The sequence below is a fragment of the Allobosea lathyri genome, from assembly GCF_900108245.1.
GTDB lineage: Bacteria > Pseudomonadota > Alphaproteobacteria > Rhizobiales > Beijerinckiaceae > Allobosea > Allobosea lathyri.
Genome location: NZ_FNUY01000003.1, coordinates 33,311 through 54,309 on the forward strand (window position 1 = coordinate 33,311; position 20,999 = coordinate 54,309).

Here is a 20,999-nt window from a genome sequence, read left to right on the forward strand (position 1 = left end):
GGCCGAATGGCCGGGTCGGGGGAATTTCATGCTCTTTGTCGCGTCACAGATCGTCGGCCGCAGCGCTTTCGCGCCTGCGCCCGGATTCCTGTGGTGCAGTCGCGTCCGGCCCGTTCGGGACGGAAGCGCGCAGGCGGGCAGCCTTCCTCACGTGACCGTTCAGTTCCTTGCGTAGCCTAGTATCCGGAGAGCGATCCATGACGAAGGCCAAGAAGCCCACGCGCGAGCAAAAGCCGCTGCGCATCGGCATTGCCGCACGCATCTATGCGGCGCTGGGCGTCATGACCGCTCTGACGATCGTCGCCTCGCTCGTCGCCTGGCTGTCCTATGACAGCGTCGACCATACGGTCGATGACATGATCCAGCGCAAGATGCCGGTCGTCGAGCTCGCGCTCGAGCTGTCCCAGGCGGCCACGCAGTCGACCGCGCTCGCGGCGCGTTTCAGCGAGATCGAGACGACCCAGCAGCGCTCGGTGTTGACCACGGAGCTCGACAAGGTCGAGGCGCAGCAGATGGATCTGCTGCGCCGCATTGGCACGCACGGCAATGTCGACAAGGTCAAGACGGAGAAGGCGATCGACGCGCTGTCGCGCCAGATCAACGACATCAACGACCTGACCGGCCAGCGGCTTCGCAGCGCATCCGAGCAGAACGGGGCGCTCGAAAAGCTCTCCAAGGCTCGTGAAGGCTTCACCGCGCTTGCCGATTTCGAGACCGGGGATGCGCAGTTCAACGTCAAGATGAACATCGCCAGCGCGACCCAGCTCACCGGCAAGGAGATCGAGGAAGCACTGGCCGGCATCATCGACAAGGATCTCGCGGCCCTGCAGACGGCCCAGTCGCTTCAGCTCCAGGTGAGCGAGATGGTAGGGCTGCTCCGTGAGATCTCGCAGATCGACAACCGCGAGAAGCTCGACAATGCGAAGTCGCGCTTCAACGCGATCTTGAGCCAGCTTCGTGGCATCCTCGCCGCGGCCGACAAGCTCCAGGCCAACCCGGCGCGGAGCCAGGTGGTCAATGCGGTGATCGATCTCGGCGAGGGTCCAGGGGGGCTGATTGCCATCCGCGAACGCGATCTCGTCACGCGCGCCGCGATCGAGGCCGGTCTCAAGCAGACCCATGCTGTGGCGGATGCCGTTCGCCGCCAGGTCGGCGAACTCGTGACCACCGCGCGCAGCGAAGCAGTCGCCTCCGGCGAGGCGACCCGCAAGCTGATCGACCAGAGCAAGATCTGGCTCGGCACCATCGGCATCGGCTCGCTGCTGATCGCGCTGGCGCTGTCGCTGTTCTATGTGCGCCCGATGATCGTAGGCCGCCTCAACCGGCTCTGGGCCGCGACCCGCGCCATTGCCGATGGTGCATTGGAGACGGTCGTCGACACCAAGGGCAATGACGAGATCTCCGACATCTCGAAGAGCGTGCTGCTCTTCCGCGACAATGCGGTGGCGCTGCGCGCGGCCGAAGCTGCCAAGATCGAGGACGAAGCCCTGGCGCAGCATCGCCGCCGCGAGATGATGCAGGAACTCGGCGCGGCCTTCGGTCAGGTCGTTGCGGCGGCAGCCGCCGGCGATTTCGGCCAGCGGGTGTCGGCGACCTTCGCCGATGCCGAGCTGAACGCGCTGGCCGGTTCGGTCAATGCGCTGCTGGAAACCGTGCAGACCGGCCTGTCCGAGACCTGCGACGTGCTGGCGGAATTGTCGGCCGGCCATCTCTCGACCCGTGTCGAGGGCCTCTATCAGGGCGCTTTCGCCGAGCTCAAGAACGGCGCCAACGGCCTCGCCGACGAGTTCGAGAGCACGCTCGCCCGGTTGTCGGAGACGGTCTCTGCGGTTCGCAGCGCGACCAGCGAAATCCTCGACGGCGTCACCGATCTCGCCGAGCGCACCAGCGAGGAAAGCAACGCCGTCTCGATGGCGACGAACCAGCTCGGCGCTTTCGCAGGCACGGTCCGCAAGACCGCGACCGACGCCGCCCAGGCGACCGGCATGGCCGAGGGCGCCGAAGCGCGGGCCCAGCAGGGCGAGAAGGTCGTCGCCTCGGCGCTGGAGGCGATGCACCGCATCCGCTCCTCCTCCAGCAAGATTTCCGAGGTCATCGCGATGATCGACGAGATCGCCTTCCAGACCAATCTGCTGGCGCTCAACGCTGCTGTCGAGGCGGCCCGTGCCGGCGATAGCGGGCGCGGTTTCGCGGTGGTCGCGACCGAGGTGCGCAGCCTGGCCAAGCGCTCGGCCGATGCGTCCAATGACGTCAAGAAGCTGGTCGAGGCCGCCCATGGCGACGTCAAGGTCGGCGTCGGCCTGGTCGAGGAGACCTCGGCGATGTTCGAGGCGATCGTCGCCTCGGTCAACGACCTGACCGGGCTGATGAACGGCATCTCGCAGACCGCCAAGAGCCAGGCGACCGATGTCTCGGCGATCAACCATGAGATCGACGGCATCGGCACGATGGCGCATCAGAACGCGGCGCTGGTCGAGGAGACCAATGCGGCGCTGGCGCTGACCGACGAACAGACCCGCGCGCTGACCGAGCACATTGCCCGCTTCAGCTTCCGCGAAGGCCATGTCGCTGCTCATGCAGGGGAAGGCCAGATCGCCCGCGCTGCTTGATCCGGCGTACCCCCAACTTGCTTGCAAAGCGCCGCCGCTCCTCCGAGCGGCGGCGTTTCCATTGGGGGGCGAGCGTTGGCTGGATAACGCGAAGGTGATGGCGCCTCGCCCCTTGTTGCGGCGGGGGCCAATGGACTTCGGCCGCGGCCGGTCCTTAAATCAGGCAAGAAGTCAGGCATGCAAGCTGCGGCGAGTGGGCGGCGCTTCACGTCCTTCGCGGCACGATGTCCAGGCTCAGGCTTCTTCCAGTCAGACGCATCGCGAGAACCAGACAATGACCGGGAAAACCATTTTCGCAAACCGCAGGCTTCTTCTCACCGGCGCAGTGGCAGCTGGTGCGGTCGGCCTGCTGCCGCGCTTTCTTGTGTCCGCCGACGCGCAATCGCAGCCAGCAGGCGGCTCCTACAAGCCTACCGAAGCCATGGCGGGCGGCGCAAACAACTACGAACCCAACGCCCCGCTGGTGGAGAATCTCGGCACGGGCTTCGTCGTCTCGGGGCTGGTGCGCAAGGCCGGCAATGGCGAGCCGCTGCGCAATGTTCGCGTCCAGATATGGGCCGCCACCGAGCGGGGCGGGGAACGCGTTCCCAGCAATCGCGGCAGCGTCATGACCGACGATCAGGGGCGCTACCGGCTCGAGACCTCGCCGATCGTTCCCCAGTTCGGGCAGCCCCATATCCATATCGCCTATGACGATCCCGGCTTTGCCACCCTGTTTCTCAGGCCAGTGCTGAACAGCCGGCACGACAAGACCATGAATGTAGACTTCGTGCTCGCGCCTGCCTCGCCGAATGCGCCCCGCCCGAGTTGAGGCACGCGGCCGGCTGGCTGCGTGGACCGTCATCCTTGCCGTTGCTGCGGTGCCGGTCATCGCGGCTGCGGCGAGCCCGTTGCAGGCAGGCCGCGAACTGCTCTGGGTTACAGGTGGCATGGCTGGCGTCGTGGCGTTGAGCCTGCTGTTCGTGCAACCTCTCCTGAAGGCGGCTGCGCCGGCCTTGCTGCCGGCGAGATCGGGAACCCTCTGGCACCGCTGGGCCGGCATCGCGATTGCCGTCCTGGTCGGCCTGCATATCGGAGCGCTCTATCTCTACAGCCCCGATGACATCACCGACGCGCTGTTGCTGGTGGCGCCCACGCCGTTCTCGCTCTACGGGGTGATCAGCCTGTGGTGCCTGGTGCTGACGGTCCTGCTGGTCGCGACCCGGCGACGGCTGGGCCTCGCCAAGCGATGGTGGCGCGTTCTTCATAGTGTCCTTGCGGTGGCGATCGTCAGCGCCGGCGTCATTCACGCCGTGCTGATCGAAGGGGCGATGGAGGAATTCTCCAAATTGGCCGTTTGCGCCGCTGCCCTTGCGACGACGACGGCCGGCGCGTTGGAGATCAACCTCTTCGGCCCATTGCGCCGCCGCCGGAAACTGCAAAGCGCATAGGCGGCCCCGCATCTGGGCGCGCCCCGCATGGCCATCCGCTCGTCGTGGGCCGCGCGGGCGCGTTCGAAGACCTGCGCATATTGGCCGTTGCGCACATTGCCGGCCGAATGCTACGGCTGCCGCGGGCCGGTAGCTCAATGGTTAGAGCTCGCTGCTCATAACAGCGCCGGTGCCGGTTCGAGTCCGGCCCGGCCCACCATTTTCAGTGCCTTAGTCCCATGTCTCTGCCGGTGGGGCATTCTGGTGAGGCATTCAGGTGTTCAATCCGACCTATCTTCAGTTATTGCAGCTGGTGTGATTCATGGCGGCTTTATATCTCGGATGTAATGTCTCGAACCTCAAATCTTAGGCAATATTTTAGTATTATTATTTCAGTTTATAGCCGGCGGCCTTTAGTTCTTTTGTAAGAGCCCACGCGATATCTTCTATCGACCGATCAAAGCGTTTGTATATCAATCCACTTAAGTCGCTGGGTAAGACTACGTCTCCCCTATATAAGCAGCATGTCCTTGATCGACCAAGGCGACCAACAAAGAATCCAAATTCGAATATTACGTTTGGCCTAGCTCGCTGTTCTTTTTTTCGTTCGGTATCAGGTTTAAGATCCTCGGGCGTTAGGTATGCCACTTCGTCTGGTGTCAGCAGGATAACTGCGAAGCCAACATCTGAGTAGTGCTCGAACTTCTCGATCAGCGTGCGTCCACCATCAGCCTGTCGGTGAAGGACGATAGGTTCAAGACCCATCTCCGCTAGCAGTATTTCAAGATCCTGTTTAGCCTTCTCATCATGCCCGTGAACAACAAAAACTTTGTTTGACAAGGCCATTGGCGCTGTCGCGTCCGTACGATCCAGAATTACCTCACCAAATGTGTCTTGCTCCAGAACTTGTAGTGCGGCTTGAAGTGCTCCGATATAGTATGATTTTGCCTGGTCAAATTTATCGTTACTATTTCCAATGAGAACAACAGAGTTTGCCGCTTGAATCAACCTGATTGGAGCAGATTTAGGCTCGAACAAATTTTCAATCGCTCCACTTACCCGTGTTCTCCAAGCTACCCAGTCCGAGGTGAAAGCCTTCGTGTTGCCGTATTGTGATTTTGATGAAAAATTCTCAAATGTGAATTTCAATCCGATAGACAGCAACTGCTCAATCTTCTCCTTCGGCTTGTTCAACACACTGCTCCAGTGATTCGATGTGCGGCACTTGCGTAACCTCTATCTAGCACTTGATGAGCCTAGCCAGTCAGCGGAAACGTTGATTGAGGCCGGTGCAAAGCGGGGTACGCGCTATGATGATATCCGTGCGCTGTTGAGGCAGCATTTCCAAGCACTATTCGATCAGCGCGGAGCAGATCGCTGCATCAGGCCGCTTGAGCGCTGAGGACAAATCGGCCCTAGCCGCCGGTCCCGCTTTGCCGGAGTTCTCGATCACGCTGGAGAAGATCGCGGAATTCATCGCCAAGTATGATCTCGACATAAAGCCCGGTTCAGAACGCTATGGCTGGCTCTGACCGGAAGGCCAGCTTGCCGCGCGCGCCTCATCAGGGTTGCGCGGTCCCCTGAACGCTGCGCAGGAGGTATCCAGGATACGGACGAACGGGACCCTTCTTCAATTACCGAAAGGCATTCCCGAACATGTCTGTCTGACGAGCAGGCGCGCCAACGCCCGGCTGCATATAGGCCGGCCCATCCGCTCTTTTGCTGGGAACGGTATCCTGTGTGACGCAACCGACCGGCCCGAGAAGGATGAGCACCACGGTGATACCTCGTTTCAGCACAGCAAACTCCATCATTACATTCCGGAACCAGCGCTAGACGTCTTCTTCGGACAGGCCCGCTTTTCGCCTACCATTCGTCCGACCATGAAGTCGGAAAACCGTCCCCTGGGACGATCTGCGAGGTGAGATCGACGTGCCGGGTTTCGTTGTAACATGATGGCAGGCACAACGGCGACAACCGAAAGCAGACATGCCTAAGGTCCGGCTTGGGGCGATTGCTGAAGTTGAAGTCGATCGCCTGGACCAATCGGCTCGCGCCGCTCGTGCGCGGACGTGGGGCGTTGTTCAGATATGCTGACGTTCGCGAGGTGCGACGTAAGGGAGATGCCGTTGACGGGCAGTATCCGCTTTAAGTCGACTGTCGTGGATATGCCACGCATGATACCGTCTTCCAAAATTGGGGGACTGCCAATGACACGCCTCGGGGCTCCGGGCTTTGCCGTTTCGTTGATTTTGCTGGCTGGTCCCGCGGCCGCCCAGCAAATCCACAGCCGGGAGCCCGCCAAGGGATTGATAAGCCCCGGGCAAAAGGTGCTGGTCGACAATGGCAGGTGCCCGCGCGGGCAAATTCTTGAGGTCACCGGCGGCACGAATCCAGGCCGAAGAGGTCGTCAGGGCCAATCCACCGAGCGCGAGCGCCGCTGTATTCCGCGCATCTGAGCATCGTGCGCTTGCGACCCGTCGTGGTCGAGCCGTGCCTAGCCGAACTGCGACTGCTCCCGAAACTGGCGCGGCGTCACGCCCGTCATCCGGCGGAAGGCGCGGCTGAAATGTGCGGGATCGGTGTAGCCGGAGGAAAAGGCGACGTCGATGATCCTGCAATCGGTGTCGCGCAGCAGCCGGCTCGCGTTCTCGTATCTGACAGTGTCGAGTATGTCCGAGTAGGACAGTCCGATAAGGGCGAGCTTGCGCTGAAGCGTCCGCGTGCTGACGCCCGCGATCTCGGCGATGTCGGCAAGAGCCGTTTTTCCGTCGTCTAGATAGGCCGGCAGCATCAGCTTGAGCAATTCGACGATGTCGTAGGCGGAAGGGCCGTCCTGGCTGTCGCGCGGCGGTGCAAACAGGGCGGTCGAACGGTTGGGGAGGCTGAGGAGCGCGATCGGCAGGCTGATCCAGGCGGCATGCTGGCCCGATAAAAACCGTACATTCGGCCAAAAGGCTCGCGTCGCCGGGCTCGGCGTATAAGACGATTCAAAGGCGATCGCCGTCGGCATCCAGTCAGGCGCTGCGAATTGCCTGATGATGTAGACCGCGAAAATGTTCTGGATCCATTGCGCGTATTTCAGATGCAGCAGCCCCTGTGTCCCGGCAAGCCTGCTGCAGACCCGCACATGATCCGCGTCATGTTCGATCCACATGCTCAAAATGGTGTCTTCCCGCGACGCCCAATAACAGGCGTGGCGGAGCGCGACGAGCAGCGTCGGTGAATGCGCGATCAGGGCCCGTGTTTCCTCCCTCATATGGGAGAAATGCAGGCGTTGTGCAGCGAGAAAGCCGAAATCCGCGATGCCCTGGGTTCTCTGGGCGGTTTCGACGAAGCGCAGCGCCGGCAGGAGCGGCAGGTATAGATTGCTCTTTTCGGCCAGGGACGATGGCAGCCGGGCGCGCTCCAGAAGCGTCTCCGTGGGGGCGCCGATATCGTCGAGGATGCTGACGAAGGGCAGCAGGAACTGGCCGCGCGTCAAAGGGATATCAGCCATCGGACCTCCTTTCACAAGACCGAATCCCGGAGGAATCGCGACCGGCAGGGTAGAGAATAGCCGGTCGTGATTGGCGCGAAATGGCAAGACGGACAGGCTGCCCATGCACGAAATGCCGGCGGCGGCAGCGATGTCGAAAGGAACTGGACATGTCGATGACCGGGAATGCGGTTCGGGCCGCGCATATTTCCCTGCTTGCGCTGCTCGCGCTCTGCGGGCAGGCCCTGGCGCAGGCGGGCGAAACGCAGTCCAAGGTCACCGACCCGCATTTCAAGATCGCGCCCGGCTATCTCAAGCGGTCCGAGCTGCCGGACAGTCTCGTCCTGCTCGGCCCGCCACCCGAGAAGGGCTCCGCTGCGCTGGCCCGGGACGAGGAAGCGCGCCAAGCGACGCTTCCCCTGCGCAACACCGAGCGCTGGAAGCTCGCCTACACCGACGCCGATCTCGCCTTTCCGCAGGCGGCCGACAACTTCTCCTGCGCCATGGGTGTCAGGATCGACAGCAAGCAGACCCCGCGCCTCCACGCGATGATGCTGAAGACGCTGTCGGATTTCGGCCTCTCCACCTATGGCGTGAAGAACAGATACAACCGGGTCCGCCCCTTCGTGGTGCACAACGAAGCGACCTGCCGGGCGGATCAGGAGGTGATCCTGCGGAGCGACGGCTCCTACCCGTCCGGCCACACCGCGGCCGGTTGGGGCTGGGCTCTCGTGTTCGCGCAGATCAATCCCGAGCGCGCGGATGCGCTGCTCAAGCGCGGCATCGAATTCGGGCAGAGCCGCGTGATCTGCGACGCGCATTGGCAGAGCGATGTCGATGCGGGCCGGATCATGGGCGCGGCGACGGTCGCACGGCTGCAGACCGATGCGACTTTCCTCGCCGATCTCAAGGCCGCGAAAGCGGAGGTGAAGGCGGCGAAGGCGAAGCCGGTGTCCTCGACGCCCGAATGCGCCGCGGAGGCTGCCGCGCTGTCCGCGCGGTAGGGCGCATCACAGCCGACGATCAGCCGAAGCACCGGCGTGGACCCATCCGGTCTTGCCCGATGAGCAAATGCATCAAGAATGCCAATGAGGTACCGTTCAATGCGAATGACGATGGTCTACAGCCTGAGTTTCCTGGCTCTCGCGCCATGCGTGGCGTCCGCACAGCCGGTTCCGGTCAATGTCGACAACTTCAAGCGAGCCGAGACCGACTTCTATATGAGCAAAACGGTAGGCGCGGGCGGCCTCGGCAAGTTCGTTCATACCAGGGTACCGACTCCGATCGACAACCAGCCCGTCGTCCGGATGAACCGGGACACGCTCTATTCCCAGGCGCTGTTCGACCTCGATGCCGGCCCGGTGACCATCACGCTTCCCGATGCCGGCAAGCGTTTCGTCTCGATGCAGGTTATCAGCGAAGACCATTACACCCCGATGGTGGTCTACAAGCCGGGCCGCACGACGCTCACCAGGGATAAGGTCGGTACCCGCTATGTGTTCGTCGCGGTCCGTATCCTTGTCGATCCCAACGACACCAAGGACCTCGCGCAGGTTCACGCTCTGCAAGATGCGCTGAAGGTGGAGCAGAAGTCGGTCGGCAAGTTCGAGGCCCCGAACTGGGACCTGGCTCAACAGAAAAAGATCCGTGATGCGCTCGAAGCGCTGTCGGCCGCATCTGGCAGCTTCACCAACGCGTTCGGGCCGAAGGGAAAGGTCGATCCGGTCAACCACCTGATCGGCACGGCAGCCGGCTGGGGCGGCAATCCCGACAAGGACGCATCCTACCCCTCGGTGACCCCGGCCAAAAACGACGGCAGGACGGTCTACAAGCTCAGGGTCAAGGATGTCCCCGTCGACGCGTTCTGGTCGATCAGCGTCTATAACGACAAGGGCTTCTTCCAGAAGAACGATTACGACGCCTATTCGGTCAACAGCATCACCGGCAAGAAGAGCGTCGATGGCGCGATCGACATCCAGTTCGGCGGCTGCGACGGCAAGATCGCGAACTGCCTGCCGATCACTCAAGGGTGGAATTACACATTCCGGCTCTACCGTCCTCAAGCCGTGGTCCTGAACGGCAAGTGGAAGATGCCGGAGGCGCAGCCTGCGTCGTAGAAGGCATCAGCTTCGCCCGTTTGGTCCGGCAAGCAGCGGTAACTTTCCCCCCGAGCTTGCCGTGGCCGAATGGTGGAACCGGCACGGCGGTCGCCCGCTGTTCGGGGGGCGTTGCAGGTCCAGCTGCTCGGATCTGCTATTTTGCCCGAATAAAATTTGCAGGACGCTGTCGATTTCCGAAAACTCCATTCGTCGTTTCGATGCCGGCCCGATGAGGCTGGCTCAAACAAGGAGACGGACGATGCGCGTCATGGTTTTGGTGAAGGCGACCGAAGACAGCGAAAAGGGCTTTCTCCCCACGGCGGAAGCCATGGCGGCGATGGAGGAGATGGGCAAATTCAACGACGAGCTGCGCAAGGCCGGCATATTGCTGACCGCAGACGGCCTCACGCCCTCCTCGAAAGGCAAGCGTGTTGCGTTCGACGGTCGCGGCCGCACGGTCCTCGACGGGCCTTTTACCGAAACCAAGGAGCTGGTCGCGGGCTTCTGGCTCTGGGACGTCAAGGACATGGACGAGGCGGTCGCCTGGGTGAAGCGCTGCCCCAATCCGATGCCGGGACCGAGCGAGATCGAAATCCGGCCGCTCTACGAGATGGCGGATTGGCAACGGGATTCAGAAGCCTGAGGTGATCGAGGCTGCGGCCAGGCTCGCCTGTTGCGCGCCGTCGCCAAAGTCAGGCGTAAGCAACCCAGCCGCGGAACGCGAAGCCGGCGTAGAACAGGTCGACCCCGCTGAAACCGGCATCGCGCAGGAGCTGTTCGTCGTCCTCGGGGGCGAGAATTGGCAATTGCGCCGCGATCGCGGCCCGCGCATTCTCCGCCTGCGACGGCTCGACGCCGGAAGCGATCGCGAAGGCGGCATACCGTGCGAGCCACAGGTCACGCTCGCCAGAGCCCTGCGGGAAGCTGAAATGGGCGACCGCGAAAGGTGCGCCGGGCTTCAGGCGGCGCCGGACCTCCCTGAGCGTGCGCAGGCGCTCCTCGCGTTCGACGAAATGCAGGGTCAGGATGCATGTCGCGGCATCGAACGGGCCGTCCGGCGCGCTGTCGATGAACCCATGATGCAATTGCGTGCGGGCGGCGAGGGGGCCCAGCGTCGTCTTTGCGAGGTCGATCATCGCGGCGGATGGATCGACCCCATCGAACGACCAGCCGGCCTTGGCCTCGGCGAAGGCCTTGATCTCCAGCCCGCCGCCTGCGCCGAGAACCAGCACCTGCGCATCGTCGGGCGCGCGCTCGGCGAGGAGAAGCATGACCATGCGCTGCAGGTCGGCGAAGCCGGGCACGAGACGGGGTGGCCCTTCGGCATAGCGCGTGACGGCCTGCGGGTCTGAGAATGGCTTCATGCTCGGGTGGGTATCATACCCGGAGCCGGTTCGTGAATGTCCGGGTTGGGGGGGGCGGCTCGCGAAGGCAAACGCGGGCCGGCCAGTCCTGAGGTTGCCTCGCGGGGCGCTGTCCGCGAGGCCGCCTCGGCTCCTCGCGGACTGGATGTACGGGAGGTCAGACCGTGAGCTTGCCGGCCTTGGCCGCGGCATAGCGTTCGTTGACCTTGGCCCAGTTGACCACATTCCACCAGTTCTTGAGATAGTCGGCGCGGCGGTTCTGGTATTTCAGGTAGTAGGCGTGCTCCCAGACGTCGTTGCCGAACAGGACCATATGCTTGTCCATGATCGGGCTGTCCTGGTTGGGCCTGGGGAGCAAAGCGAGCTTGCCCGCCTTGTCGACGGTGACGAAAACCCAGCCCGAACCGAAGACGCGCAGGCCCGCCGCCTCGAAATCGGTCTTGAACTTGTCGAAGCCGCCGAGGTCCTTGGTGATCGCTGCCGCGACGTCGCCGGTGGGCGCGCCGCCTGCGCCGGGGCCCATGATCTCCCAGAACATGGTGTGGTTGGCGTGGCCGCCGCCGGCATTGCGGATCGCCGGGCGCAAGGCCTCGGGAACCTGGGTGATATTGGCGAGTAGCTCGTTGATCGGGGTCTTGGCGATCATGCCGTTGTCCTTGGCGGCGGCGTTCAAGCCGGCGACATAGGCGGCGTGGTGGCGGGTGTAGTGGATGTCCATCGTGGTCGCGTCGATATGCGGCTCCAGCGCGGCGGCCTCATAGGCGCGCTTGGGCAGCGAGAACGGGCCCGCGGGTGCAGCGGGCGCCGCGGCCTGCGCCCAGACCCTGGGGGCGGCGGCGACCATGACGGCGCCTGCACCAAGGCCGAAGAGCGAGCGGCGGGAAAGCGAAGTCGGGATGCTCATGTTTATCCTCCATCGGCCGATGCAGCAGGGCCGGCCTTGCCCCAAGGTTATGCATATAACGATCTCATGGATGCAGCGGAGTATACTTTTCGCGCGGCGATGGGTTCCGCGCGCCAAGCCCACCGGACACATCGCCACGGGCGCCCGGCATCGCTGCTTTTGCAGGGAGGGCCGGGCCGGTTTCGCATGACGGGGCAATGGGCATCTCTGCCATAGTGGCGCCATGCCGAACGCCTCCTCCCGATCGCTCTACCTGATTCCGCTGCTTGGCCTGCTCTGGGGCTTCAATTGGCCGGCGGTGCGGATTTCGCTGACGGAGATCGCCCCCTGGACCTTGCGGGCCGGAGGCATGACCTTTGCGGGCCTGAGCCTCGTCGCGGTTGCGCTGCTGCGCCGGCAGTCGCTCGCCGTGCCGCGTGCGCAATGGCTTCGGCTTGTCGTTGGCGGCCTGCTCTCGATTGCCGCCTTCAATGTCCTGCTCGCCTTCGCGCAGCTGATGGCGCCGACCTCGCGTGCGGCGATCCTGACCTTCACCATGCCGATCTGGGCGACGCTGATGGCCTGGCTCTGGCTCGGCGAGGCGCTCGACCGGCGCAAGCTGCTCGGGCTGGCTTTGGGTGTGGCCGGACTTGCCACGCTCGGACTGCCGCTGATTGCGGGAGGAGGGCTCTCCTTTGGCCTGTTGCTCGCGCTTGCCGCCAGCGTGAGCTGGGCGCTGGGCACGATCGTGACCAAGCGCTGGCCGGTTTCGGCGCCGGCGCTCACTGTCGCGGCCTGGCAACTGCTGATCGGCGGCGCCGTGGCGGGTCTAGGCATGCTCGTCTTCGAGGGGTTGCCCGTGCCCAAGCTGCTGCAGCCGCGCACGCTGGCGGCGCTCTCGTTCCACATCATCGGAGCGCAGGCGCTGGCCTATTTCCTCTGGTTCACGATCATCGCCCGGCTGCCGGCGGGTATCGCCAGCATCGGCACCTTGATGGTGCCGGCGGTCGGCGTGCTCGGCTCGGTGCTGCTGCTGGGCGAGCGGCCGAGCCTCACCGACTGGATCGGGTTGCTGCTCGTCGTCGCCGCGTCGGGCACGATCATGCTGCCGGCCCGGCCGCGCCGGGAGGTTGCGGCTGCCTCATAGTCTCTGATGCGGAATTCTCCGCATTAACGGCCAGTTTACCTCGTTTTGCTACGGTCTGGAAGGAATCCTGCGGCCCAAGGAACCAACCCCGTCATGTACGCACTGGCTCTGAAGGCCTCCGAGGCGGCCCCTATCGATGGGCCGGCCAATGAGGATGTGCCGCGCGAGACCGGTGCCGAGCGCGCCGTTCGCGACATCGCCGAGCGTTTTGGCAAGCTTGGCGCCGAGATCACCGATATTTCCGGCCGCATCGGCGATGTGACCCGCCAGCTCGAGGGACAGACCGATGGGCTCCACCGGGTCGTCACGGCCGTCGAGCAGGTCTCGCGCGCCAATCAGTCGATCCAGCAGGCGGCGGAAGATGCGCAGGCTGCGGCGTCGCTCGTCAGGAGCGGTCTCGAGCGCGTCACCGGCGCCGTGAAGGTCGGTCTCAACGCCGCGCAGTCGGATATCGAGGCGCTCTCGCAGGGCGCGCAGTCGATGTCGGAAGCACTGTCGCAGGCCGTCGCCGACGCTCATAAGGCGCGGGCGTCCAGCGACGCCATCCAGTCGATCACCCGCGAGATCCAGCTGCTCTCGATCAATGCCGGCGTGGAAGCGGCGCGCAGCGGCACGGCGGGGCGCGGTTTTGCAGTCATCGCGGCGGCCGTGAAGACTCTGGCCGAACAGACGCGCGAGGCGACCGCGCTCAGTGCGAGGCAGCTCGATGCGCTGGTCAAGGCCGTCGACGAACTCGCGAGCCGGAGCCAGGAGAATGCCTCGACCGCGCGGCGCGCCAGCGACGAGAGCCAGAACATCTCGCAGCAGCTCGGCGAACTCGACAGTTTCGGCCGCTCGGTCGTCGAGCTGATCGGCGATATCGACACGATCTCGCGGCCGACGCGGGAGAACGCCATCGCCTGCCTCAAGGTCGGGCAGGATCTGGCGGAGCTCGCTGCCGGGGTGGACGGATCGAGCGAGACGCTGGAGCGCGCCTCGCAGCGCACCGAGGCGCTGGTCTCGATCAGCGAGGGCATCCTGGGCGCGATTGCGGCCTCGGGCGTGCGCACGGCGCAATCGGAGCTGATCGCGACCGCGATGGAAACGGCGGCGACGATCGGGGCCCTGTTCGAGCAGGCACTGGCGCGCGGCGAGCTCTCCATGGCCGAGCTGTTCGACGAGGCCTATCAGCCGATCGCCGGCTCGGACCCGCTGCAGCACATGACGCGTTTCGTCGGGCTGACCGACCGCCTGCTGCCGTCGATCCAGGAGAAGCTGCTCGGCTCGAACCGCCGCATCGTCTTCTGCGCCGCGGTGGACCGGAACGGCTTCCTGCCGACGCATAACCAGAAATATTCGCAAGCCCAGGGGCGCGACCCCGTCTGGAACAATGCCAATTGCCGCAACCGGCGAATCTTCAGCGATCGCACGGGGCTTGCGGCGGCGCGCAACCAGAAACCGTTCCTGCTGCAGACCTACCGGCGCGACATGGGCGGCGGTCAGTTCCTGGTGATGGAAGACCTGTCGGCGCCGATCAGGGTCAAGGGCCGGCACTGGGGCGGATTCCGCTTCGGCCTCAACATTTAGGCCTCGAATGGGATTGAATACGCGCAGTCATCCCGGGCGGAGCGAAGCGTAGACCCCGGATCCATGCCGGAACGTTTATCGGAAGTGTTCTGGCATGGATCCCGGGTCTCCCTCGGTCGCCCGGGATGACCAGGAAATTTAGACATGGCTTTGCGTCAGGCTGGCCGTGACATTGTTGAGTGAGTTTCAGAGCCCGCGCCATGCACATCGCGCCTTCCTTTCCGAACCTCTCGGTGCTGCTGATCGACGCCAGTCCGCATTACCGTCGCATCATCCGCACGATGCTCTATCAGGCGCAGCTGCACCGCATCTTCGAGGCGTCCGATCTGGGCTCGGCGGCGACGATGTTCATCCAGAAGCAGCCCAACATCGTGATGCTGGACTGGGATCTGCCGGAGTCCGGCAGTATCCGCTGCCTTGCCTCGATCCGCTCTTTCAAGACATCGCCCTTCGCCAAGGCGCCGGTGCTGGTGATGATGGAGCGGCCTGACCGGCGCTCGGTGGTCCAGGCCGCAAAACTCGGCGCGCATGAGATCATCACCAAACCGATCTCGCCGAACAATCTGTGGCTGCACCTGTCGGGGATCATCAACATTCCCCGCAAATACCGCGAGCAGAGCGGCAGCATTTCGCTGGTGCCGAGGGCGATCAGCAACAACATGTTCTGATCAGCCGGTTTCGAGGCTACCCGCGAGATACGGCTTCAAAGGCGCCGTTAACCCAAAGCGTCGCGCGCCGCCGCCGAAACCGGCATCGACCTTGCCTTGGTCTGGCCCAAAAGGTTGACGCAAGGCCAGCCGCTTAGCGAAATTTTTACCAATTTGACCCGATGGTCGGAACCACAATCCTGGGTCGCCCCGCCATGATCATCACAGTGTCGCTCCCGCCCTTCCTGGGCCGCTCTGAAGCTGCGTCCTTTCGCAACCAGTTACTGGTCGCGCTGGAGCAGAAGGAGAGTGTTGCTGTCGAGTGCGCCGGAGCCGGGCCGCTGCCCAGCCTCTGGATCCAGCTTCTTCATGCCGCCGCCACCAGCGCCAAGGCGCGGGGGCTCTCGGTCACACTCAAGGCGGCTTCCTCGGAATGCCGCGAATCCTTGCGGGCGATCGGCTTCGATGCCGCTCAAAGCGCTCTCGTTCTGGAGTGATATGGATGAAAATCCTGGCCATCGACGATACCAAGACCCTGCTGAGCCTGCTCTGCCTGACTTTGCGAAATGCAGGTCATGAGGTCGCCGCCGCCGAGAACGGGGAGGAGGGGCTGACGACCTTCGACCAGTTCAAGCCCGATCTCGTGATCACCGACCTGAATATGCCGCTCATGGACGGCATCGAGTTCACCCGCGCCTGCAGGGCGCGGCCCGCCGGCCAGAATACGCCGATCATCGTGCTGACCACCGAGAACGGCGCCGAGATCAAGGCGGAAGGCCGCCGCGCCGGCGCCAGCGCCTGGATGGTCAAGCCCTTCGAGCCCAATACGCTGCTCGGCCTCGTCGCGCGTTATCAGAACTGAGGCCGGCTTATGGATGCGTTGGCGGAACTGAAGCAGACCTTCTTCCAGGAATGCGACGAGCTCCTGGGAGCGCTCGAACAGAAGCTCCAGGCCCTGGATGAGGGCTCGACCGATTCCGAAGACGTCAATGCCGCCTTCCGCGCGATCCACTCGATCAAGGGTGGCGCCGGGGCTTTCGGTTGCACCGAGCTCGTCGCCTTCTCCCATGTCTTCGAGGCCTCGCTCGACCATCTCCGCTCGGGCCGCGTTGCGCTCGAGGATGCGCCTTTCAGCCTGTTCCTGCGCTGCTCCGATGCGGTCGCCGATCTGGTCAATGCGGCACGCAATGACGAGCCCGCCACCGAACGCCCCGATCTGCTGCATGCTCTCGAGCAGGTCGGCGCTGCGCCGCAGGCGGCTGCTCCCGTGGTTGCGGCTGCTCCAGCGGCTCCCGCGCCGGCCGCTGCGGCGCCGAGCAACGATGCGCCCCCAGGCATTGCCGCGCTCGGCAACCTGCTGGCGATGGTCGAGGCCAAGACGGGCGTCTCCCCTCCCAGCAGCGCAGCGTCCAAGCCGGCTGCCGATAGCGGCTGGGACGACGAGCCCGCGTTCGCCACCCCCGCGAAATCCAGCGACAAGCCTGGCCGCGATATCTGCCTGCGGATCATGCCCGAGAACGATCTGTTCCGCCGTGTGATCGAGCCGCGCGTCGCGCTGGCCTCCCTTCCCGCCGAGGACATCGTGTCGGTGGCCTGCGATTTCAGCCATGTGCCGTCGCTGGAGAGCCTCGACGTCACCGATTGCTGGATGCGCTTCACCGTGATGCTGCGCACCGAATTGTCGGTCGAGGATATCTACAGCCGCTTCGACTTCACGCTGGCGGCCGAAGAGTTCGAGATCGAGGTGCTCGGCTCGGCGCCCGCAAATGACGATGCGCCGGCGTTGATCGCGGTGCCGTCTGCGCCCGCGCCGGAAGTGTCCGGCTCAGTCGCCGCCGATCTCTCGGCCATTCTGGCGAAGCTCGGCCCGGCGCCTACCGCTGCGCCGCAGCCCGATATCCAGCCCGAGCCGCCCCGGCAGATCGCGGTTGCAGCGGAAGCGCCAGCCGCTCCGAGACCCGCGCCGCGCCCGCCTGCCAACGAGGCTGCTGCCGCGCGCCAGCGCCAGGCGGTCAGCGTGCGTGTCGATCTCGACCGTATCGACAAGCTGATGAACCTCGTCGGCGAGATCGTGATCACCCAGTCCATGCTGGTCGAATGCGTGCGCTCGCTGCCCTATGACGTCCATGCCAAGACGGCGGAAGGCATCCTGACGCTGTCGCGCCAGACGCGCGAGCTGCAGGACCATGTCATGGCCGTGCGCGCGCAGCCGGTGAAGGCCGTGTTCCAGCGCATGCCGCGCCTGGTGCGCGAACTCGCGCAGACGCTGGGCAAGGAAGTCCGCCTCGTGCTGGAGGGCGAGAACACCGAGGTCGACAAGACGATCATCGAGGAACTGGCCGATCCGCTGACCCATATGATCCGCAATTCGATGGATCACGGGGTGGAGACGCCGGAAGATCGCATCGCCGCCGGCAAGAGCCCGGAAGGCACGATCAAGCTCGTCGCCGAGCATCGCGCCGGGCGCATCGTCATTTCCGTCACCGATGACGGGCGCGGCATCGGCCGCGACCGGCTGCTTGCCAAGGCGCGCTCCCGCGGCCTCGTCGGGCAGGACGAGAAGCTCGCGCCGGAAGAGATCGACCAGCTGATCTTCGCGGCCGGCCTATCGACCGCCGAAGTGATCAGCGACGTCTCCGGGCGCGGCGTCGGCATGGATGTGGTGCGCCGCAATGTCGAATCGCTCGGCGGGCGCATCAGCGTCGACTCCGAGCCGGGTCGCGGCTGCAAGTTCACGCTCGCTCTGCCGCTGACGCTGGCTGTGCTCGAAGGCATGGTCATCCGCTGCGGCGACGAGCGCTATGTCATCCCGATCGCCAGCGTGATCGAGACGCAGCATCTCGCCTCGACGCCGATCGAGCACCTGACCTTCGGCCAGGAAGTGCTGCGCTGGCGCGGCGAGGTCACGCCGATGTACCGGCTGGGCGCCGTCATGGGGTCGTCGGGCACGCCCAACGAGAACATCATCATCATCGCCGAGACCGAGCGGGGCGACAATGTCGGCATCGCGGTCGACGAGATCGTCGGCCAGCAGCAGGTCGTGGTGAAGAGCCTCGAAGGCAATTACGGCACGGTCAACGGCGCCTCTGCCGCGACCATTCTCGGCGATGGTCTCGTCGCCCTCATCCTCGATGTCGATTCGATGCTTCGCCTCGCCGCGTCCGGCGGCCGTCTACCTGTTCCCGCACTGAAAATGGCTGGATAATCATGACCCTTCAACTCAGCGAAAAGCACTTCTCGTCGATGCAGGCCGAGTCTTCGGTGCGTCGCATCGTGACCTTCAAGGTCGGCGACCGGACCTTCGGCATCGATGTCGGCATGGTCCGCGAGATCAAGGGCTGGCAGGCGACGACGCCGCTGCCGCATGCAGCTCCGCATGTGCGCGGCGTGCTTAACCTGCGCGGCGTCATCCTTGCGGTCTACGACCTGCGCACCTCGATCGGGCTGGGCCAGACCGAGGCCACCGCGACCCATGTCATCGTCGTCGTCGACATCGAGGACAAGGTTGCCGGTCTCCTCGTCGATTCCGTGTCGGATATCGTCGACGTGCCGGTCAGCGCAGTTCGGCCCGCGCCTGATCTGGAGCGCGACGAACACGGGCTGATCGAAGGTCTCGTCCTGCTCGACACCGACATCGTCGCTTTGCTCGATCTCGCTGCGGTGATCCGCGACGGCGGGGCGGAAGCGCCGATGGCGAAAGCACGAGCCAACTGACGAAACCCGAAGATCGGGGCAGGTCCGCGAGAGTCGCGTCGGAAGAACGCGGGCCTTAAAAAAAGAAGCGACACAAGAATATGGGCAGCGTGCTCGGTTCCTTTTCGAGACTGTCGATCAAGCTGCCGCTGATGTTCGTCGGCGCGGCCTTCGTAGCGGGCGGGGCGGTCGGCGCCGCCGCCTATCATGTCGCTTGGGGCAGGCTGAACGATCTGACCCAGCTGGGCCTGAGCGCGGCCGATATTGCCGGCGTCGTCGATGCGGCTGCGCGTCCGATGCTGACGCTCAGTGCCGCCGCGCTGGGCGCGATCGCACTCGTCGGCTGGTTCGCGGCGCGCAGCATCCACCGGCCGATTTCGGCGATGCGCGATGCCGTTGGCCAGCTTGCCGAGGGCGAGGATGTCGCTATTCCCGGCCTCGACCGCAAGGACGAGATCGGGGATCTCGCGCGCGCCCTCAAGACCATCCACGATTCCGGCGTCGAAGCGGCCCGCATCCGCGCCGCGCTCGACAGCTGCCGCACCAATGTCATGGTCTGCGACGGCGATAATCGCGTCGTCTACGTCAATAATTCGCTGCTGAAGTTCTTCGGCGAGGCGCAGGAGGATTTCCGCGCCGCATTCCCGGGCTGCTCCGCCAAGGACATGCTCGGCAAGGTGATGGAGAGCGTTCAGGGTCGGGCAGAGCTTGGCCGCCATAGTCCGCGCGGGGGGCAGCCGATCCGCTTCGCGCTCGGCCGGCGCACGGTGTCGCTCTCGCTCACGGCGGTGATGCATGCCGACGGCCGGCAGCTCGGCACGGCCGTCGAATGGCTCGAACTCACCGACGAACTCGCTGCCGCGACCGAGGTAGCCGAGATGGTCTCGGCTGCGGTCGAGGGCGATTTCTCGCGCCGCGTCCCGCTCGCCGGAAAGCCCGAGGCGCTGTCGCGGATCGCGGACGGCATGAACCAGATCAATACGCTGGTCGAAGGCGCGATCGGCGAATTGTCCGGCGTGATCGGCGCGCTGGCCGAGGGCGACCTGACGCATCGCATGACCGGCAGCTATAGCGGCGGACTCGCCGAGCTGAAGCACAACCTCAATGGCGCCATGGAGCATCTCGGCCAGACCGTGTCGACGATCCAGGGCACGGCCGGCAACGTTTCGCGCGCCGCCATGGAGATCAATGCGGGCGCGGGGGACCTCGCCACGCGGACCGAACAGACCGCCGTCAATCTCGAGGAGACGGCGGCGACGACCGAGCAGCTGGCTGCCTCCGTCAAACACAGCGCCACGCGTTCACGCGAGGCGACCGAACTCGCCAATGAGGCGATGAACGTGGCGCAGGACGGCAAGGATGTCGTCGCGCGTGCCGTCGGCGCGATCGAGCTGATCGAGGATTCGTCGGTGCGCATTTCCGAGATCGTCTCGGTGATCGACGCCATCGCCTTCCAGACCAATCTGCTGGCGCTGAATGCGGCAGTCGAAGCTGCCCGCGCCGGCGATGCCGGCAAGGGCTTCGCGGTCGTCGCCTCGGAGGTGCGTTCGCTCGCCCAGCGCTCCAGCCAGGCGGCCAAGGACATCAAGGGGCTGATCGCCTCGTCGAACCAGCAGGTCGGCGAAGGCGTGCGCTTCGTCAAAAGCACCGGCGAGGCGCTGGAGCGCATCGTCGCTGCGGCCGGCAAGGTCTCCGCGACCGTCGTCGAAATCTCCTCGTCGGCGGCCGAGCAGGCCAATGGCATCGAGGATATGAGCCGCGCAGTCGCGCATATGGACGAGACGACGCAGCAGAATTCGGCGCTGGCCGAGCAGAGCGCGACGTCGGCCCATGAGCTGATGAACGAGATCGCGACGCTGCGGACGCTCGTGACCTTCTTCCGTGCCGATTCACCGCCCGCCCGGGCCTTCGCGCCTGTCGAGCCCGTCCGGCTTCAGCGTCCGGCTGCCGCATCGCCGGCGGAACAGCCGCGTCCGGTTCCGCGCCGCGCCGAGCCGCGCCGGAGCGAGGCCGCGTTGGCCGCAAGCGCGCGGCCGGAGCCGCGTCGTCGTGCCGCCGGCGGCGGTCGCGCCGACGACTGGGCGGAGTTCTAGGCCATGTCCAG

Annotated in this window: 20 protein-coding genes and 1 tRNA gene; 17 read left to right on the top strand and 4 right to left on the bottom strand. The window is 64.7% G+C overall.

Translation table 11 applies throughout. From position 1 onward, the window contains the following. Nucleotides 1-197 precede the first annotated feature (197 nt). From C4S73_RS07665 to C4S73_RS07680, 4 genes are all read left to right on the top strand, one after another. On the top strand, nt 198-2,609 hold the full coding sequence (locus C4S73_RS07665) for a methyl-accepting chemotaxis protein (RefSeq protein ID WP_103871919.1): 2,412 nt from the start codon (nt 198-200) through the stop codon (nt 2,607-2,609). Nucleotides 2,610-2,883: 274 nt separating this feature from the next. After that, a complete protein-coding gene (locus C4S73_RS07670; protein WP_103871920.1) occupies nt 2,884-3,420 on the top strand; it encodes a twin-arginine translocation pathway signal in 537 nt (178 codons plus the stop codon). Continuing rightward, nucleotides 3,401-4,039, top strand: coding sequence for a ferric reductase-like transmembrane domain-containing protein (locus C4S73_RS07675; RefSeq protein WP_103871921.1), 639 nt, complete (start codon nt 3,401-3,403; stop codon nt 4,037-4,039). The genes C4S73_RS07670 and C4S73_RS07675 overlap by 20 nt, the downstream gene beginning before the upstream one ends. A 123-nt stretch (nt 4,040-4,162) precedes the next feature. Beyond that, a tRNA-Ile gene (locus C4S73_RS07680) sits at nt 4,163-4,238 on the top strand. A gap of 167 nt (nt 4,239-4,405) precedes the next feature. On the opposite strand, the gene C4S73_RS28450 is transcribed toward C4S73_RS07680, so the two are convergent. Further along, nucleotides 4,406-5,212: a TIR domain-containing protein gene (locus C4S73_RS28450; protein ID WP_200827962.1), complete on the bottom strand. Its 807-nt coding sequence runs from the start codon at nt 5,210-5,212 to the stop codon at nt 4,406-4,408. Nucleotides 5,213-5,409: 197 nt separating this feature from the next. Between C4S73_RS28450 and C4S73_RS28160 the strand changes: the two genes are divergently transcribed. Further along, nucleotides 5,410-5,550 carry a hypothetical protein gene (locus tag C4S73_RS28160; RefSeq protein ID WP_160115687.1) on the top strand — a complete coding sequence of 47 codons (141 nt, stop codon included), beginning with the start codon at nt 5,410-5,412 and terminating at the stop codon, nt 5,548-5,550. Nucleotides 5,551-6,147: 597 nt separating this feature from the next. Then, nucleotides 6,148-6,477 (top strand): DUF6719 family protein, encoded by a 330-nt coding sequence (locus tag C4S73_RS07695; protein WP_244595491.1) that lies wholly within the window; start codon nt 6,148-6,150, stop codon nt 6,475-6,477. A 38-nt stretch (nt 6,478-6,515) separates the two neighbouring features. On the opposite strand, the gene C4S73_RS07700 is transcribed toward C4S73_RS07695, so the two are convergent. Next, the gene (locus tag C4S73_RS07700) at nt 6,516-7,517 is read right to left on the bottom strand and encodes a helix-turn-helix transcriptional regulator (protein ID WP_103871924.1); all 1,002 of its coding nucleotides are present in this window, start codon (nt 7,515-7,517) and stop codon (nt 6,516-6,518) included. A gap of 149 nt (nt 7,518-7,666) precedes the next feature. Between C4S73_RS07700 and C4S73_RS07705 the strand changes: the two genes are divergently transcribed. From C4S73_RS07705 to C4S73_RS07715, 3 genes are all read left to right on the top strand, one after another. Next, nucleotides 7,667-8,500, top strand: coding sequence for an acid phosphatase (locus C4S73_RS07705; RefSeq protein ID WP_244595492.1), 834 nt, complete (start codon nt 7,667-7,669; stop codon nt 8,498-8,500). Between the two features lie 99 nt (nt 8,501-8,599). Further along, the gene (locus C4S73_RS07710) at nt 8,600-9,613 is read left to right on the top strand and encodes a DUF1254 domain-containing protein (RefSeq protein WP_425290324.1); all 1,014 of its coding nucleotides are present in this window, start codon (nt 8,600-8,602) and stop codon (nt 9,611-9,613) included. 241 nt (nt 9,614-9,854) lie between these two features. Further along, on the top strand, nt 9,855-10,238 hold the full coding sequence (locus C4S73_RS07715; RefSeq protein ID WP_103871925.1) for a YciI family protein: 384 nt from the start codon (nt 9,855-9,857) through the stop codon (nt 10,236-10,238). A gap of 49 nt (nt 10,239-10,287) precedes the next feature. On the opposite strand, the gene C4S73_RS07720 is transcribed toward C4S73_RS07715, so the two are convergent. Together C4S73_RS07720 and C4S73_RS07725 are read right to left on the bottom strand one after the other, a co-directional pair. Continuing rightward, nucleotides 10,288-10,959: a class I SAM-dependent methyltransferase gene (locus C4S73_RS07720; protein WP_103871926.1), complete on the bottom strand. Its 672-nt coding sequence runs from the start codon at nt 10,957-10,959 to the stop codon at nt 10,288-10,290. Nucleotides 10,960-11,116: 157 nt separating this feature from the next. Further along, nucleotides 11,117-11,863, bottom strand: a complete 747-nt coding sequence (locus tag C4S73_RS07725; protein ID WP_103871927.1) for a superoxide dismutase — start codon at nt 11,861-11,863, stop codon at nt 11,117-11,119. 223 nt (nt 11,864-12,086) lie between these two features. Here C4S73_RS07725 and C4S73_RS07730 point away from each other — a divergent pair, with 223 nt between their 5' ends. From C4S73_RS07730 to C4S73_RS07765, 8 genes are all read left to right on the top strand, one after another. Beyond that, complete coding sequence (locus C4S73_RS07730) at nt 12,087-12,989, top strand: DMT family transporter (protein ID WP_103871928.1); 903 nt, start codon at nt 12,087-12,089, stop codon at nt 12,987-12,989. A 93-nt stretch (nt 12,990-13,082) separates the two neighbouring features. Then, nucleotides 13,083-14,555: a methyl-accepting chemotaxis protein gene (locus tag C4S73_RS07735; protein WP_103871929.1), complete on the top strand. Its 1,473-nt coding sequence runs from the start codon at nt 13,083-13,085 to the stop codon at nt 14,553-14,555. 200 nt (nt 14,556-14,755) lie between these two features. Then, entirely contained in the window at nt 14,756-15,223 is a 468-nt protein-coding gene (locus C4S73_RS07740) for a response regulator (protein ID WP_103871930.1), read from the top strand. Nucleotides 15,224-15,417: 194 nt separating this feature from the next. After that, nucleotides 15,418-15,699, top strand: coding sequence for an STAS domain-containing protein (locus C4S73_RS07745; RefSeq protein ID WP_160115688.1), 282 nt, complete (start codon nt 15,418-15,420; stop codon nt 15,697-15,699). 5 nt (nt 15,700-15,704) lie between these two features. After that, nucleotides 15,705-16,064, top strand: coding sequence for a response regulator (locus C4S73_RS07750; protein WP_103871932.1), 360 nt, complete (start codon nt 15,705-15,707; stop codon nt 16,062-16,064). 9 nt (nt 16,065-16,073) lie between these two features. Further along, nucleotides 16,074-18,407, top strand: a complete 2,334-nt coding sequence (locus C4S73_RS07755; RefSeq protein ID WP_103871933.1) for a chemotaxis protein CheA — start codon at nt 16,074-16,076, stop codon at nt 18,405-18,407. 2 nt (nt 18,408-18,409) lie between these two features. Next, nucleotides 18,410-18,916: a chemotaxis protein CheW gene (locus tag C4S73_RS07760; protein WP_103871934.1), complete on the top strand. Its 507-nt coding sequence runs from the start codon at nt 18,410-18,412 to the stop codon at nt 18,914-18,916. A gap of 89 nt (nt 18,917-19,005) precedes the next feature. Next, nucleotides 19,006-20,988 (top strand): methyl-accepting chemotaxis protein, encoded by a 1,983-nt coding sequence (locus tag C4S73_RS07765; protein WP_160115689.1) that lies wholly within the window; start codon nt 19,006-19,008, stop codon nt 20,986-20,988. The last annotated feature ends 11 nt before the right edge of the window (nt 20,989-20,999 follow it).